The 13777-nt window shown below is 72.8% G+C and carries 14 protein-coding genes; 4 read left to right on the top strand and 10 right to left on the bottom strand.

Annotated features, from left to right (window positions below; translation table 11 throughout):
- Window positions 1–38 precede the first annotated feature (38 nt).
- The 4 genes from AC07DO_RS15820 to AC07DO_RS15805 all read right to left on the bottom strand — a co-directional run bounded on the left by AC07DO_RS15820 (window position 39) and on the right by AC07DO_RS15805 (window position 4835).
- Window positions 39–917: a geranyl diphosphate 2-C-methyltransferase gene (locus tag AC07DO_RS15820; RefSeq protein ID WP_479060025.1), complete on the bottom strand. Its 879-nt coding sequence runs from the start codon at window positions 915–917 to the stop codon at window positions 39–41.
- A 17-nt stretch (window positions 918–934) separates the two neighbouring features.
- Complete coding sequence (locus AC07DO_RS15815; RefSeq protein WP_479060703.1) at window positions 935–2152, bottom strand: family 2 encapsulin nanocompartment cargo protein terpene cyclase; 1218 nt, start codon at window positions 2150–2152, stop codon at window positions 935–937.
- Window positions 2153–2169: 17 nt separating this feature from the next.
- On the bottom strand, window positions 2170–3582 hold the full coding sequence (locus tag AC07DO_RS15810) for a family 2B encapsulin nanocompartment shell protein (RefSeq protein ID WP_479060024.1): 1413 nt from the start codon (window positions 3580–3582) through the stop codon (window positions 2170–2172).
- Window positions 3583–3911: 329 nt separating this feature from the next.
- The gene (locus AC07DO_RS15805) at window positions 3912–4835 is read right to left on the bottom strand and encodes an LLM class F420-dependent oxidoreductase (RefSeq protein ID WP_479060022.1); all 924 of its coding nucleotides are present in this window, start codon (window positions 4833–4835) and stop codon (window positions 3912–3914) included.
- 248 nt (window positions 4836–5083) lie between these two features.
- On the opposite strand from AC07DO_RS15805, the gene AC07DO_RS15800 reads away from it, so the two are divergent.
- Window positions 5084–5353, top strand: coding sequence for a hypothetical protein (locus AC07DO_RS15800; protein ID WP_479060021.1), 270 nt, complete (start codon window positions 5084–5086; stop codon window positions 5351–5353).
- Between the two features lie 65 nt (window positions 5354–5418).
- On the opposite strand, the gene AC07DO_RS15795 is transcribed toward AC07DO_RS15800, so the two are convergent.
- From AC07DO_RS15795 to fes, 5 genes are all read right to left on the bottom strand, one after another.
- Complete coding sequence (locus AC07DO_RS15795; protein WP_479060019.1) at window positions 5419–5901, bottom strand: DUF6099 family protein; 483 nt, start codon at window positions 5899–5901, stop codon at window positions 5419–5421.
- Window positions 5902–6103: 202 nt separating this feature from the next.
- A complete protein-coding gene (locus tag AC07DO_RS15790; RefSeq protein ID WP_479060017.1) occupies window positions 6104–6439 on the bottom strand; it encodes a nucleotide pyrophosphohydrolase in 336 nt (111 codons plus the stop codon).
- Window positions 6436–7599 (bottom strand): AAA family ATPase, encoded by a 1164-nt coding sequence (locus AC07DO_RS15785; protein WP_479060015.1) that lies wholly within the window; start codon window positions 7597–7599, stop codon window positions 6436–6438. Before AC07DO_RS15785 ends, AC07DO_RS15790 begins: the two co-directional genes overlap by 4 nt.
- 135 nt (window positions 7600–7734) lie before the next feature.
- Window positions 7735–8127, bottom strand: a complete 393-nt coding sequence (locus AC07DO_RS15780) for a cell division protein SepF (protein WP_479060013.1) — start codon at window positions 8125–8127, stop codon at window positions 7735–7737.
- Between the two features lie 115 nt (window positions 8128–8242).
- Window positions 8243–9595 carry an enterochelin esterase gene (fes, locus tag AC07DO_RS15775; protein ID WP_479060011.1) on the bottom strand — a complete coding sequence of 451 codons (1353 nt, stop codon included), beginning with the start codon at window positions 9593–9595 and terminating at the stop codon, window positions 8243–8245.
- A gap of 153 nt (window positions 9596–9748) precedes the next feature.
- Between fes and cbiE the strand changes: the two genes are divergently transcribed.
- Together cbiE and cobM are read left to right on the top strand one after the other, a co-directional pair.
- Entirely contained in the window at window positions 9749–11050 is a 1302-nt protein-coding gene (gene cbiE, locus AC07DO_RS15770; RefSeq protein WP_479060009.1) for a precorrin-6y C5,15-methyltransferase (decarboxylating) subunit CbiE, read from the top strand.
- A gap of 6 nt (window positions 11051–11056) precedes the next feature.
- Window positions 11057–11806: a precorrin-4 C(11)-methyltransferase gene (gene cobM / locus AC07DO_RS15765; RefSeq protein ID WP_479060007.1), complete on the top strand. Its 750-nt coding sequence runs from the start codon at window positions 11057–11059 to the stop codon at window positions 11804–11806.
- A gap of 34 nt (window positions 11807–11840) precedes the next feature.
- On the opposite strand, the gene AC07DO_RS15760 is transcribed toward cobM, so the two are convergent.
- Window positions 11841–12965 (bottom strand): cobalt-precorrin-5B (C(1))-methyltransferase, encoded by a 1125-nt coding sequence (locus AC07DO_RS15760; RefSeq protein ID WP_479060006.1) that lies wholly within the window; start codon window positions 12963–12965, stop codon window positions 11841–11843.
- A gap of 17 nt (window positions 12966–12982) precedes the next feature.
- Between AC07DO_RS15760 and AC07DO_RS15755 the strand changes: the two genes are divergently transcribed.
- On the top strand, window positions 12983–13732 hold the full coding sequence (locus AC07DO_RS15755; RefSeq protein ID WP_479060004.1) for a cobalt-precorrin-6A reductase: 750 nt from the start codon (window positions 12983–12985) through the stop codon (window positions 13730–13732).
- Window positions 13733–13777 lie beyond the last annotated feature (45 nt).

Genomic DNA, 13777 nt, shown 5'->3' with positions numbered 1-13777 from the left:
GTCGTCCTTGACGGCCCCGGACCTCGCTCTCCCTGGGGTCAGACCCGGTCGGCGGCGATCAGCACGTACTGGAACGAGCCGTCCCTGTACGAGTTGATGAAGGCTTCCTCGATGCCGGTGACCAGCGAAGACGTCGCCCGCAGCTCCCAGTAGGGCAGCGTCGCGTCGGTCAGGTCGACGATGGCCTGCGGTACGAGGCGGTTGTCGGCCATGGCCTTCAGGTACTCCCTGCGGGAGTGGATGTTGCACTCGAAGTGCGCGTTGATCTGAGAGACCCACTTCGAGGGCTGGCCGTACCGCGGGTTCCAGCAGCCGGTGATGGTCACATAGCGGCCGCCGGGCGCGAGGATGCGGGAGTGCTCGGCGAAGAGGTCGTCCAGGTCGACGTACATGCTGGACTCGTTGTTCCACGAGGCCTTGGCCTGGCCCGTCTCGAACGGCGTGTCGAGCATGTTGCACACGCGGGCCCTGACGTAGTCCTCCACGCCGAGTTCACGGGCGCGCCGGTTGGCGAAGTCGGCCTGCTTGGCCGAGAGCGTGACCCCCTCGGCCCGGCAGCCGAACCGCTGGTGGGCCATGACCAACGAGCCGCCGCGCCCGCACCCCGCGTCCACGACCGTGTCGTCACGGCCGACGGGCCCGAGCTGGTCGAGGAGCACGTCGGTCTGTGCCGACTCAAGCCGGTGGAGCTCGGCGATCAGCCTCTTCTCGTACCCGCTGTCGGCGGCGTCCCCCAGCGCGTCCTGGTCGATGTCCCCGACGCCGTAGTGGTGGTGGTAGAGCCCGTCGACGTCGCCGAGGCGCAGGTTCACCGGCCTGGCCTCCCCGTCCCAGTAGCGGGCGATGTCCCCTTGGTAGGGGGACGCCGGAGCGGGGATGGACAGGGACGTGCCGTTGGCGAGTTCGGTGCTGGTCACAGTGGTGTCGGCTCCTCTTACCAGAAGTCGGGCAGGCTGTATCGGTAGGTGTTGGTCTGGTGCCAGTGGTGATTGCCGTCGACCCACACGGCCACTCCCCGCAGGAAGCGCAGCACGCTCGGGACGGGGCAGGCCGCCGCCAGGGCGGCCGCTTCCGCCTCGAAGGCGTGCATCAGGTCGTTGTGGACCTCGACCCCCTTCAGGTAGGCGTCCCGGTCGGAGACGCCCTCCCGTTCGGCGATCACTACGGGCAGGTTCAGGTGACGGCCGGGGCTGTCGAGTTCCTTGGTGTACGAGTACAGGTCGTTCACCACGGTGGTGGCGTTCCCCGCGAGGGCGATGACCCGCTGCATGGCCGCCAGGGCGTGGAGGTCGGCCGGCAGTTCGTAGCCACCGACGGTGTCGGTGATGGTGGGACAGGGGCGGAAGTTGTTGAACTGGCGCATCGCCAGGTACTCCCACACCTCGGGCACATGGTCCGTCTCGGACCACGCGGCCTCGGCGAGATAGCCCAGGTGCAGGCGGGCCATGTCGTGCCGGTAGCGGTCGGCCTGGGAGGGCGAGGCGTGCTGGAGGAAGTACGCCATGGCGGAGCGGTAGGCGCGGCGCGGCGCGTCCGCCTTGAGCGACTCCCGCCACGCCGGTTCGTACTCCTCCGTCGTGTGCAGGTCGTCGAGGGCCGTGTGGGCCAGCAGCAGACGGCTGCCGAGGCCGACGGGCGAGCCGCCGTGGTCCTCGCAGTAGCAGTCGTCGACCGCGTTCTCGGCGACCATCAGCCGGGTGGCGATCATCAGGTGGTCGACGGAGGGGGCGTCCGGGTGGCAGGCGACCATGTAGCGGCCGACGGAGAAACCGTCGAACTGGTCCTCCCACTCCGGCGGGAACGCCTGGACCTCGTCCACCGCCCACGCCTTGATCCGTCGGCTGACCTCGGCCACCCGCGCGGGGTCGGGCTCCGGCACGGCGTGGTGGTAGAGCCCGGGGATCGGCGTCCCCTCGACCGGTTCGGCCGGGGTGGCCGGTGCGGCCCGTTCGGCGAGTTCCGCCGGTTCCACCGGGCTCGTGGCCGTGACCGGTTCCTCGCCCGGGTACAGCCCCGCCGTACCCAGGCCGCTCGGGCCGCGCAGAATCCTTTCGAGGGCGGGGTTCGGGTGCAGGGTGGGCAGCCCGGAATCGGGCATCCGTAGCTCCTTAACTGGGTGACGGGAGATCGGGAGATCCGTCGTTCGCGGGATCCGCCGGGCGGGCGGCTCTAGTCGCGCCTGCGGCCGATCTGCACGTTCTCCAGCACGCCGAGCGCGTCGGGCAGCAGGACGGCCGCCGAGTAGTACGCCGTGACCAGGTACGAGATGATCGCCTGCTCGCTCATGCCCATGAAGCGCACCGAGAGGCCCGGCTCGTACTCCTCCGGCAGCCCGGTCTGGTGCAGCCCGATCACACCCTGGTTGTCCTCGCCCGTACGCATCGCGAGGATCGAGCTGGTGTTGTCCTCGGTGATGGGGATCTTGTTGCAGGGCAGAATCGGTACGCCGCGCCAGGCGGGGACCTGCTGGCCGCCGAGGTCGACGTTGTCCGGGTAGACCCCGCAGGCGTTGAAGCCCCAGCCGATGGCCGCGATGGTCCTGGGGTGGGCCAGGAAGAACTTGGTGCCGCGCCGGCGGCAGAGCAGATCGTCGAGGTCGTCCGGCGTGGGCGCGCCGGAGTGGGGCTGGATCCGCTGCTTGAAGGCCGCGTTGTGGAGCAGACCGAACTCACGGTTGTTGATCAGCTCGTGCTCCTGGCGCTCGCGCAGCGCCTCGACGGTGAGCCTGAGCTGTTCCTCGGTCTGGTTCATCGGGCCGTTGTAGAGGTCGGCGACCCTCGTGTGGACCCGCAGAACGGTCTGCGCGACGGAGAGTTCGTACTCCCTCGGGTGCGCTTCGTAGTCGACGAAGGCGCCCGGCAGCTTCGCCTCGCCGACGTGTCCCGACGACATCGCGATCTCGGCCTCGCCGTGCCGCGTCTGGCGCGGCACGGACCGCGAGGCGAACTCCGCGAGGTGTGCGCGGAGGCTCGGCGCGGACGACGTGAGGGCGTTGAAGTCGGAGCGGGACAGGGTCAGCAGGGTGCCGGAGGTCGCGGCCGTGGCGGTGAAGCCCCATCGCGCGCCGTTGTCCAGCAGCGCGTCCTCGCCGAACCGGCCTCCGTCCGCAAGTACGGCGACGGCCACCTCGTCGCCGTACTTGCCGACGGAGGTCTGGTTGATCCGGCCGTGGGCGATCAGGTGGATGTGCTCGGCGGGGGCGCCGCGTTCGACCAGCACCTCGCCCGCGCGGAAGTCGCGCTGCACGAACCGGTCGGCGATCGCCGACAGCACGTCGACGTCGTCGAAGCCGCGCAGCAGGGCCAGCTCGCCCAGCTCCCGTGGCACCACCCGGACGTCGGCACCGTCCTGCAGGAACTCGATGCACCCGTCGCCGACGGTGTAGGTCAGCCGCCGGTTCACCCGGTAGGTGCCGCCCTTGGTCTCCACCCACGGCAGCATCCGCAGCAGCCACCGTGAGGTGATCTCCTGCATCTGGGGGGCGGACTTGGTCGTGGTGGCGAGGTTGCGGGCGGCCTCGGTGCTCAGGCTGGTCCGCGAAGCAGGCTCCAGCCGCTCTTCCGGGCTGGTCTCAACGGTCATCGGGGGGAGCTCTCCTTTACGACGTGAGGAGACATGCGGAGACATGCGAAGGCATGCCGGGGCATGCGGAGAAACGTGGGCGAGTCCGGGAAGCGCCCGGATCCGTTGGGAACGCTAACTGCCGGTTCGCCCAACTCGCCGGGATATGCCGCGCAGTTACCCCGATGCAGCGATCTTGCCGCCCTGAAGGTTTATTCCGTCTCCCGACGGTGCACAGACCTCGCACGCCCGGACGAATCCGCTCTTCCGCCTGTCCTGACCACGCGAAGTGGCCGCCGGGCACCGGAGGGGTGAGCCCGGCGGCCACGTCCAGAGGGCCGGCCCGTCGCCTACGACAGCTGCGACTGCACCTGCGAGGAGATGATCTCCAGGTGGTCCAGGTCGGCCAGGTCCAGGCACTGGAGGTAGATGCGGCTCGCGCCGATCGCCTCGTACCGCCCGATCTTGTCGACGACCTCGGCGGGCGAACCCGCGAGGCCGTTCGCCTTGAGTTCGTCCACGTCACGGCCGATCGCCGCCGCACGCCGCGCGACCTCCGCGTCGTCCTTGCCGACGCACACCACCAGCGCGCTGGAGTACACCAGATCGCTGCCCTTGCGCCCGGCCTGCTCGGCGGCCGCGCGGACCCGGCCGAACTGCCGCTCGCTGTCCTCGATCGAGGCGAAGGGGATGTTGAACTCGTCGGCATACTGCGCGGCGAGGCGCGGGGTGCGGGTCGCGCCGTGGCCGCCGATCAGGACCGGCACCTTGGCCTGCGCGGGCTTGGGCAGGGCCGGGGAGTCGGTGAGTTGGTAATGCTTGCCGTCGTGGCTGAAGGTCTGGCCGACCTCCGTGCCCCACAGACCGGTGACGATCGCCAGCTGCTCCTCGAGGCGGGCGAACTTCTCCTTGGGGAACGGAATGCCGTACGCCTTGTGCTCGTCCTCGAACCAGCCCGCGCCCAGGCCCAGTTCGACCCGGCCGCCCGACATCTGGTCGACCTGCGCCACCTGGATCGCGAGCACACCGGGCAGCCGGAACGTGCCGGCCGTCATCAGCGTGCCCAGCCTGATCCGCTTGGTCTCCCTGGCGAGCCCGGCGAGCGTGATCCATGCGTCCGTGGGGCCCGGCAGGCCGTCGGAGGAACCCATGCGGAGGTAATGGTCCGAGCGGAAGAAGGCGTCAAACCCGAGGTCCTCTGCGGCCTTGGCGACGGTGAGCAGGGTGTCGTAGGTGGCCCCTTGCTGGGGCTCGGTGAAGATTCGAAGATCCATGGATCCATCCTGCACGCTCGAACGCCCGTCAACCCCGGCGGTTCCGCCGTTGCCCCACCGACCCGGTCGGGTGAAAAACCGTCAACACGGTCGCCGCGCGGGCTCGCGTCCAGTGACCACGTCCGACGGGTGATCGTTGGCTCGGGCGGAGCCGGACCGCCCGGCACCCGCGCCGGCGGCCGCTGCCGGGGCGTCGCCTGCGTCAACTGCCCGTCCCTTTCGGAAGGGCGAGGGCCGAGGAGGCCGTCATGTCCCAGGAAGCCGTGCCCGACCAGGAGGCCGCGCCCGCTCAAGAGGCCGCGCAGGACGCGTCCGTGCCCGCCCAGCAGGAGCCACCCAAGGGCCTGCTGGAGCAGATGGAGGAGCTGATGGCCGCACTCAACGCGGATCTGACCCAGCTCGACGCCGACCTGCAGCAGTCGACGGCACCCTCCGGGTCTGTTCCCTCCTCCGAGCCCTCCGGCGTCCCTGCCCCGGGCACCCGTCCGCAGGCCGACGACGAGCACGGACGCTTCTGAGAACACCGAGCCTCCCCCGCGCCCTCCGCGGCCCCGCCCCTCGGCGGGGTCGGCCGGGGGCCTTCTCATGCCGGGCCCGCCGCCGAGTCGGGCTCCGGCAGACCCTGTTCCCGCACCGCGAGCCTGCGCAGCATCTCCAGCACGCGGTCCCTGGACTCGTCCGCCGCGTCGATCGCCTCCATGCACTGCCAGTACACCCCCTCCTCCTCGGCCCCCATGGCGACACCGACGAGTGCGATGCCGACCTCCCCGAGGAGCCTGCCGAGCCCGAGCAGGACCTCGTGCGCGTCGCCTGTTCCCGTCAGCCGGGCCGCCCGTATGTCCTCGACGCCGAGGCGTGGGGCGTCGAGCACCCCGCAGGCTCTGCCGCCGACTTCGCTCAGGCCCAGCGCCTCGCCCCGTAACTCGGGAGGACCCGCCACCGCGAGGTGGTTGCCGATCGCCTGCGCGAGCGCCTGCGACTGCCAGACCTCCACGACGATGTCCGCGGGATCCTGACTGCGCGCCAGAGCGCGGCGGTTCGCCTCGATGAGCCGCATCGCGTTCATCCCGGCCCCTCCATCCCGCGCGCACTCACCGCACGCTTGCCCGAACTCCCCTGACCACTACCCAGAGTGAGGCCCATCCGGGCGAAAAGCCAGGGCAGGACGGAAATCTGTGGACACACAGTCGAGTTTGGACAAGCCATCCACTCCGGAGAGTGACGAAAATGCCGAACCGGGGAGGCGCAGGGGCGGCCACCGGTGAGATTCAGGGACCTTCAGGCACCGGAAAGCGCTCCTCGTTCCGCTCGATCTTCGCCGCGAGCGCCGCCAGCGCGTCGATGCCCAGGACTTCGCAGAACTGCAGCAGATACGCGAGGACGTCGGCCACCTCGTCCGTCACGCGGGGCGCCGTGTCCGGGTCCCGCATCACCCCGGCCGACTCCTCGGGGGTCAACCACTGGAAGATCTCCACCAGTTCGGAGGCCTCCACGCTGAGCGCCGCGGCCAGGTTCTTAGGGGTGTGGTACTGCTCCCAGTCGCGCGCCGCCGCGAACTCGGCCAGCCTGCGCTGCAGTACCACCACGTCAAGTCGTTCCGTCACGGCTCCAGGTCTACCACCGAGGCCCCGGCATCCGCCGCCCAGGACGCGTCCCCCACCGCCCCCACCAGCCGGATGTGCCCGCGCCCGCAGGTGCGCGCCGCCAGTTCCCCGAGGGTCCGCGCCTGCCGTGCGTCCAGGCGCCGGTCGAGCCCGTCGGCGAGGATCGTCAGGCTCTGGTACGCCTGCGGCACCTCCGCCACCGGGTCGACGGCGAGCACGCCGGACCCGGTCAGCAGGACCAGCGCCAGCGCCAGATACCGCAACTCGCCGTCGCCGAGCCGCCCGAGCGGCGTGCGCACCCCGTCGCCCCGGTCGATGTAGGCGTGCACCGCGCCGTCCTCCACCTCTTCGGCGACGACGTCCGCGACCGGCCCCGCGCACCCGGACCGCACGGCCGAGACCAGCATCGCGTGGCGCACCGCGCACTCGGCGCGGGTGCGCCACAGGACTTCCGCGAGGTTGTCGCAGCCGCCGAGGAGGCGGCCGGAGCCGATGAGTCCGGCGGGGACGGGGGCGCGCATGCGGCTGGGCCGCGGGTCGCACACGTACGCCGAGCGCAGCGCGACGACGACCTGTTCCGCCGCCGCGAGCACGAGACGCTGCCCGTCGGTCTTGCCCGCGACGCGCAGGGGCACGAGCGCCGTGCCGAGTCGGTCGTCCGGCATGGGGGCGCGCGTCACGGGGGTCGCTCCCGCGGTGTGCCAGGCGGCCTGCACCACGCGCCGGCCGGGGTCGCGCAGCGCGGTCTCCAGGAGTACGAGGTCGCCGCAGGTCAGCCGCTCGCCCACGACGCGCAGTTCGGGCTCGGCCTGCACGGCGAGGTCGAGCCGGACGGATCCGGCGGGCCCGTCGACCGTGCAGCCGATGCGGAACCCGCGCCGTCGCTGCCCGTCGGCGCGGGCCCGTTCGGGCACGCACGCCACGGGGTCCGTGAAGACGTCGGGCAGTTCCGCCCCGGCGCAGAGCCGAGCCAGCGCCTCGTACGCACCCAGGGCGCTGGTCTTTCCGCTGCCGCTCGGGCCCGTGAGCAGTGTCATCGGGCCCAGCGGGAGCACCGCGGCGCGGTGTCCCGCGAAGGCGGACAGCCGCAGTTGGGTGACCTGTGGCCGGTCCTGGACCGTCGATGGCTCCGCGGCCGACTTTCGGGAATGCACCGTCATGACCGGAAGGTAGGCGGCCGTGCGCACGGCGAACCGTTACGCCCGACCGACCTTCCTACGATCGGGGGATTCCCCTGGAAGAGTCCCCACGTGGTCCACCGAGCGGCTACTGCTCCGCCCGGCCGTACCCGGCTCTCACGGCTGTGAGACCGCCTCCACCAGGCCCTGGACCTCGGTACCCGGCGGCGCGAGGAGGAAGACGTTCTTGTCGACCCGGTGCATCCCGCAGTTCAGCCCGAGGACGACGCCGCTGCTGAAGTCCAGGACGCGCTTGGCGACGTCCGTCTCGGCGCCGGTCAGGTCCAGCAGGACCGGGATCTGCGCCATCACGGTCTCGGCGACCTCGCGGGCGTCCGAGAAGACGTTGACGCGCATCACCACGAAGCGGCGGCGCGTCTCGGTCTCCGCGTCGGGCAGCGCGCGGTGCCCTGGCCAGGAGGGCCATTCGTTGCGGCTGCGCAGCGGTACGACCTGGGCGAGCCCTTCCCACTGTTCATCGGTGACGTCGTGGCGCTGACTGCTGCTCACTTGTCCACCCCGTCCTGGCTCGCACTTGTTCTCTGCACCGGCCAATTCTTACGCCAAGTCACCCGTTCAGCCCAACAGCGACACGGATGGCTCCCCCTGTTCCGGCTCCGCGGGGCTAGGCGAGGGGGCGGTCCGTGCCCGCGCGGCCGAGCAGGTTGACCAGCCCTTCCGCGATGCCGCCGCGCCAACAGGCGTAGTCGTGGCCGCCGTTGTACTCCCTGAGGGAGACGAGGTGTCCTCGGGCGGCCAACGTCTCGTACATGCACCGGCTGTGATCAACCATCGAGCCCTCGTGCAGTCCGACGTCGAGGTGGACGCGGAGGAGTGGGCGCGGCGTGTCGGCGGCGAAGCGCTCGGCGAGCCAGGGCGTTTCGTCGGCGGGCGCCAGTTTGGGTACGCCGTGCGGCAGGCCGGGCCGCCACCACAGCGAGGGGGACTGGGCGAGGACGGCGCCGAACCGGTCGGGCCTGCGCAGTGCCGCGTACAGGGAGGTGAGTCCGCCGAGGCTCTGTCCCGCGACGGCGGTGCGGGCCGGGTGGAGCGTCAGGGCCAGGCGTCCGGCCGCCCGGGTCAGTACCTCGTCGGCGAGGAACGTGACGTAGTCGTCGCGTGCGGTGAGGTCGTGCCAGCGGGTGAGGCGGTCGTCGGCGTCGGGGGCGAGGACGACGGGTGGCGGTACGGCGCGGTCGGCGGCGAGGGCGTCCAGGGTGTCTTCGAGGGCCAGCCGTCCGAACCACATGTCGCCGTCGCACAGGACGACGACGGGACTGTCGGGCTTCGGGCCGCCCGGCGGCAGGTAGGTCCAGACGTCGCGTTCGGCGCCGAGCGCGCCCGCGGGCAGCCTGTGGCGTTCCACGCGGCCTCGCGGGATGCCGTCGCGCCGCTCGGTCCACGGCTGCGCGGGGGCGTCGGGCAGGGCGAAGACGGAGCTGTCCGGCTGCCCCCAGCGGTCGCCGACGCGGCGCGGGTTGAGGGGGTCGTGGGCCGCGTGCGGGACCAGGTCGCGGAGCCGCAACTGACGGGTCCCGGGGTCGGCGGGGAGGTCGCCGGGGGTGAGGTCGGCGGCCAGGCGGTACGAGGCGCGGTGGTCGGCGCGCAGGCGGAGGGTGCGGTACCAGACGTCCGTGCCGGGCAGCGGGGTCAGCAGGGCGTCGGCGAGGTGCTCGCGGTCGACGAGCCGGTTGGCGAGCAGCAGGACCTGGCGGGTGGCCCGGTGCCCGCGCCACAGGAACGTGACGGCTCGGTGCCGGGGGTCGCCCTCGACGGGCTCGACCAGTGGGGTGCCGCCGTGCGCCTCGATGTCCCGCCAGAACGCGTCGAGGAGAGCGGGGAGCCCGTCCTCGCCGGTGGCGGAGACGCGGCGGGCCAGGGCTCGGAGGGTGGGGCTGTGCGCGCCGAGGTCGGCGGCCGGTTCGGTGCGCGTGCCCGCCGCCGCCCCTTTCGCCCCGGGTTCTCTGACAAGATCCATAAGTTGGTTAGCTTAGCCTAAGCTAACCAACGGGTCGCGGGTGGTGGTCGGCTCGGAGCGCCGCGAACAACCGGCGATAGGGGCGCGGCGCCGGGTCCCCAGTAGAGTGCGGCTGCGCAGTCCCTTCCCAAACCCCGAGGTCAGGTACCAGCAGTGACCCCCGCACCCCCCACAGGCATACCGGCCGTCGCCGTCGTCGGGATCGGGGCCGACGGCTGGGACGGGCTTCCCGCCGCGTCACGCGCCGCCCTCGCGGAAGCCGACGTCGTCATCGGCGGCCCCCGCCAGCTGGAGCTGTTGCCCACCGCGCTGTGCCCCGGCGAGCGTGTGCCCTGGCCCTCCCCGCTCCGGCCCGCCGTCCCCGGCCTGCTCGCCGCCCACGCCGGGCGCCGCGTCGCCGTCCTCGCCAGCGGCGACCCCATGTTCTACGGCATCGGACGCGCCCTCACCGAGGAGCTCGGCGCCGCCGCGCTGCACGTGCTCCCGCACCCCTCCTCCGTCTCCCTCGCCTGTGCGCGCCTCGGCTGGCCCGTCGAGGACACCGAGGTCGTCACGCTCGTCGGGCGCCCGGCCGCGCGGCTCGCCGCCGCGCTGCACGACGGACGCCGCGTCCTCGTGCTCAGCGCGGACGCGGACACGCCCGCCGAGGTCGCCGCCCTGCTGCGCGACCGCGGTTTCGGCCCGAGCCGGCTGCGCGTCCTCGAACAGCTCGGCGCCGAGGCCGAGTCCTCGTACGAAGGGGTCGCCGACACCTGGTCGCACGCGCCCGGCGACGCGCTGAACGTCGTCGCGGTCGAGTGCCGCCGCTCCCCCGACGCGCTGCGGCTCGGCGTCGTGCCGGGCCTGCCCGACGCCGCGTACGACAGCGACGGGCAGCTCACCAAGCGGTACGTACGCGCCGCCACCCTCGCCGCGCTCGCGCCCGCACCCGGTGAGCTGCTCTGGGACATCGGCGGCGGCTCCGGCTCCATCGCCGTGGAGTGGCTGCGGGCGCACCCGTCGTGCCGTGCCGTCACCATCGAGAAGAACCCCGTGCGCGCGGAGCGGATCACCCGCAACGCCGACCGGCTCGGCGTGCCGGGCCTGCACGTCGTCACCGGCGCCGCGCCCGCCGCCCTCGCCGGACTCCCCACGCCCGACGCCGTGTTCATCGGCGGCGGCCTCACCGCGCCGGGCCTCCTCGACGCCGGGTGGGACGCGCTGCCGCCCGGCGGCCGCCTCGTCGCCAACACCGTCACGCTGGAGTCGGAGGCGCTCCTCACCGAGTGGTACCGGCGCCACGGCGGCGAGCTGGTGCGGCTCGCGGTCGCGCAGGCCGTCCCCGTGGGCGGCTTCACCGGCTGGCGGCAGGCCATGCCGGTCACCCAGTGGTCCGTCACCAAGCCGCTCTCCGCGGCCCCCACCGCGGCAGCGCCCACCACGGCCCCCGCCCAGGCACAGAACAGCAGGAGTTGACGAGAGATGACCGTGTACTTCATCGGCGCGGGACCCGGCGCCGCCGACCTGATCACGGTCCGCGGCGCGCGGCGGATCGCCGCCTGCCAGGTCTGCCTGTACGCGGGCAGCCTCGTGCCGCGCGAACTGCTGGCGGAATGCCCGGACGGCGCGCAGCTCGTGGACACCGCGCAGCTCAACCTCGACGAGATCACCGCCGAACTGGTGCGCGCGCACGAGCAGGGCCTCGACGTGGCGCGGCTGCACTCGGGCGACCCGTCAGTGTTCAGCGCGGTCGCCGAGCAGATGCGGCGGCTCGACGCGGCCGGGGTGCCGTACGAAGTGGTGCCGGGCGTCCCCGCGTTCGCCGCGGCGGCGGCCGCGCTGAAGCGGGAGCTGACCGTCCCGACCGTCGGCCAGACCGTCATCCTCACGCGCGTCGCCCAGCGCGCGACGGCCATGCCCGAGGGCGAGGACCTTGCCACGCTCGGCCGCAGCGGCGCCCTGCTCGTCCTCCACCTGGCCGCCGGATACGTCGACCGCGTGGTGGAGGAACTGCTGCCGCACTACGGCGCCGACTGCCCCGCCGCCGTGGTCGCCCTCGCCAGCCGCCCCGACGAGGTGATCCTGCGGGGCACGCTGGAGTCGATCGCCGGGCAGGTGAAGGAGGCGGGCATCGTGCGGACCGCCGTCATCATGGTGGGGCGGACGCTGGGGGCCTCGCAGTTCCGCGACAGTCACCTGTACTCGGCGGACCGGGACCGGCACGTCTGCTGACGGCTCCGTGCCGCCGGGGTCATGACACAGGCTCTCACCTGAGGGCGCTGCGGCCCACCACCGTTCCCGCCCGGTCGATGCAGATGACGTCGACCATGACCGGGGCGCCCCGCAGCACCCCGAGCGCCTCGTCGCGCGCCGTCTCCGCCACGAGGTCGCCGAGCGGTACCCCGGCCGCCGCGCACAACTGGAGTGCGGCCAGGCCCGTGTTGGCGTCCGCGACCTGCGCGGCGAGCTCCTCGGAGGCGCCGCCGCGGCGGGCGAGGCGGGCCAGGAAGCCCTTGTCGACCTGGGAGCGGGCCGAGTGCAGGTCGAGGTGGCCCGCGGCCAGCTTGGAGAGTTTGGCGAAGCCGCCGCAGACGGTGAGGCGGTCGACGGGGTGCCGGCGTACGTACTTGAGGACCGCGCCCGCGAAGTCCCCCATGTCGAGCAGCGCGTCCTCAGGCAGCCCGTACTCGGCGACGACCGTCTTCTCCGACGTCGACCCCGTGCACCCGGCGAGGTGCGTGCGCCCCGCCGCCCGCGCCACGTCCACGCCCCGCCGGATCGAGTCGATCCACGCCGAGCAGGAGTAGGGGACGACGATGCCGGTCGTCCCGAGGATGGACAGGCCGCCGAGGATGCCGAGGCGCGGGTTCCAGGTGGAGCGGGCGATCTCCTCGCCGTGGTCGACGGAGAGGGTGATCTCCACGTCGGCCGTGGTTCCGGCGCGGGCCGCGACGTCCGCCACGTGGTCCCGCATCATCTGCCGCGGTACGGGGTTGACCGCGGGCTCGCCGACGTCAAGGGGCAGCCCGGGGCGGGTGACCGTGCCGACGCCGGGGCCCGCCTTGAAGACGACGCCCGCTCCGGCGGGCAGCCGCCGCACCGTGGACCGCACGAGGGCGCCGTGGGTGACGTCCGGGTCGTCGCCCGCGTCCTTCACGATGCCCGCCATGGCGTGCGAGGCGCCGAGCTCCTCGGCGGCGAGCGCGAAGGCGGGCGTCTGTCCCTTGGGCAGCGTGATGGTCACCGGGTCGGGGAAGTCGCCGGTGAGCAGCGCCGTGTACGCGGCCGTCGTGGCGGCGGTCGCACAGGCGCCGGTCGTCCAGCCGGGCCGCAGACCGGTGTGCTTGAGTTGGGCGCTGCGCCCGCCCTTGGCCTTAGCTGCCTCACTCATGAAGGAAACCGAACTCCGTGCACGTACTGATTCTGGGGGGAACGACCGAGGGCCGCCGTCTGGCGGAGCTCCTCGCGGCCGAGGCGGGGGTGCGGGTGACCAGTTCCCTGGCGGGGCGGGTCGCGGCGCCCCGGCTGCCGCCGGGCGAGGTGCGCGTCGGCGGCTTCGGCGGGGCCGAGGGCCTTGCTGCGTGGCTGCGGCAGCACCACGTGGACGCGCTCATCGACGCCACCCATCCTTTCGCCGGGACGATCTCGTTCAACGCGGCGACGGCCGCCGCGCTCGCCCATGTTCCCCTGCTCGCCCTGCGCAGGCCCGGTTGGGTCGCGTCGGAGGGGGACGACTGGCATCCGGTCGACTCCCTGGAGCAGGCGGCGCGGGTGCTTCCGGCCCTCGGCGAGCGGGTGTTCCTCACCACGGGCCGGATGGGCCTCGCCGCCTTCGCGGGCCCCGAGCTGGGCGCTCACTGGTTCCTCGTACGTTCCGTCGACGCGCCCGAGCCGCCGTTCCCGGCGCGCATGGAGGTGCTCCTCGACCGGGGCCCGTTCACGCTGGACGGGGAGCGCGAGCTGCTCCGTGCCCACCGGATCGACGTCCTGGTGACGAAGGACAGCGGGGGCGTGGCGACCGCGCCGAAACTGGCCGCCGCGCGCGAGGCGGGGGTGCCGGTGGTGGTGGTCCGGCGGCCCGCCGGTCCGGAGGGGGTCACCGGCGTCGCCACGCCGGAGGAGACGGTTGCCTGGGTGCGTGGTGAGGTGTGCCTGTAGGGGCGCGGGGAACTGCGCGCTCAGCCACCACGCACCCGCAGGCGA

The sequence above is a fragment of the Streptomyces sp. NPDC045678 genome (assembly GCF_056432085.1).
This window is presented reverse-complemented; position numbering and strand designations above follow the sequence as displayed.

Excerpts from the sequence above, each read along its gene's own strand:
- AC07DO_RS15810 (WP_479060024.1), bottom strand. The coding sequence starts at position 3,582 with ATGACCGTTGAGACCAGCCCGGAAGAGCGGCTGGAGCCTGCTTCGCGG.
- AC07DO_RS15805 (WP_479060022.1), bottom strand. The coding sequence starts at position 4,835 with ATGGATCTTCGAATCTTCACCGAGCCCCAGCAAGGGGCCACCTACGAC.
- AC07DO_RS15800 (WP_479060021.1), top strand. The coding sequence starts at position 5,084 with ATGTCCCAGGAAGCCGTGCCCGACCAGGAGGCCGCGCCCGCTCAAGAG.
- AC07DO_RS15795 (WP_479060019.1), bottom strand. The coding sequence starts at position 5,901 with ATGAACGCGATGCGGCTCATCGAGGCGAACCGCCGCGCTCTGGCGCGC.
- AC07DO_RS15785 (WP_479060015.1), bottom strand. The coding sequence starts at position 7,599 with ATGACGGTGCATTCCCGAAAGTCGGCCGCGGAGCCATCGACGGTCCAG.
- fes (WP_479060011.1), bottom strand. The coding sequence starts at position 9,595 with ATGGATCTTGTCAGAGAACCCGGGGCGAAAGGGGCGGCGGCGGGCACG.
- cobM (WP_479060007.1), top strand. The coding sequence starts at position 11,057 with ATGACCGTGTACTTCATCGGCGCGGGACCCGGCGCCGCCGACCTGATC.
- AC07DO_RS15760 (WP_479060006.1), bottom strand. The coding sequence starts at position 12,965 with ATGAGTGAGGCAGCTAAGGCCAAGGGCGGGCGCAGCGCCCAACTCAAG.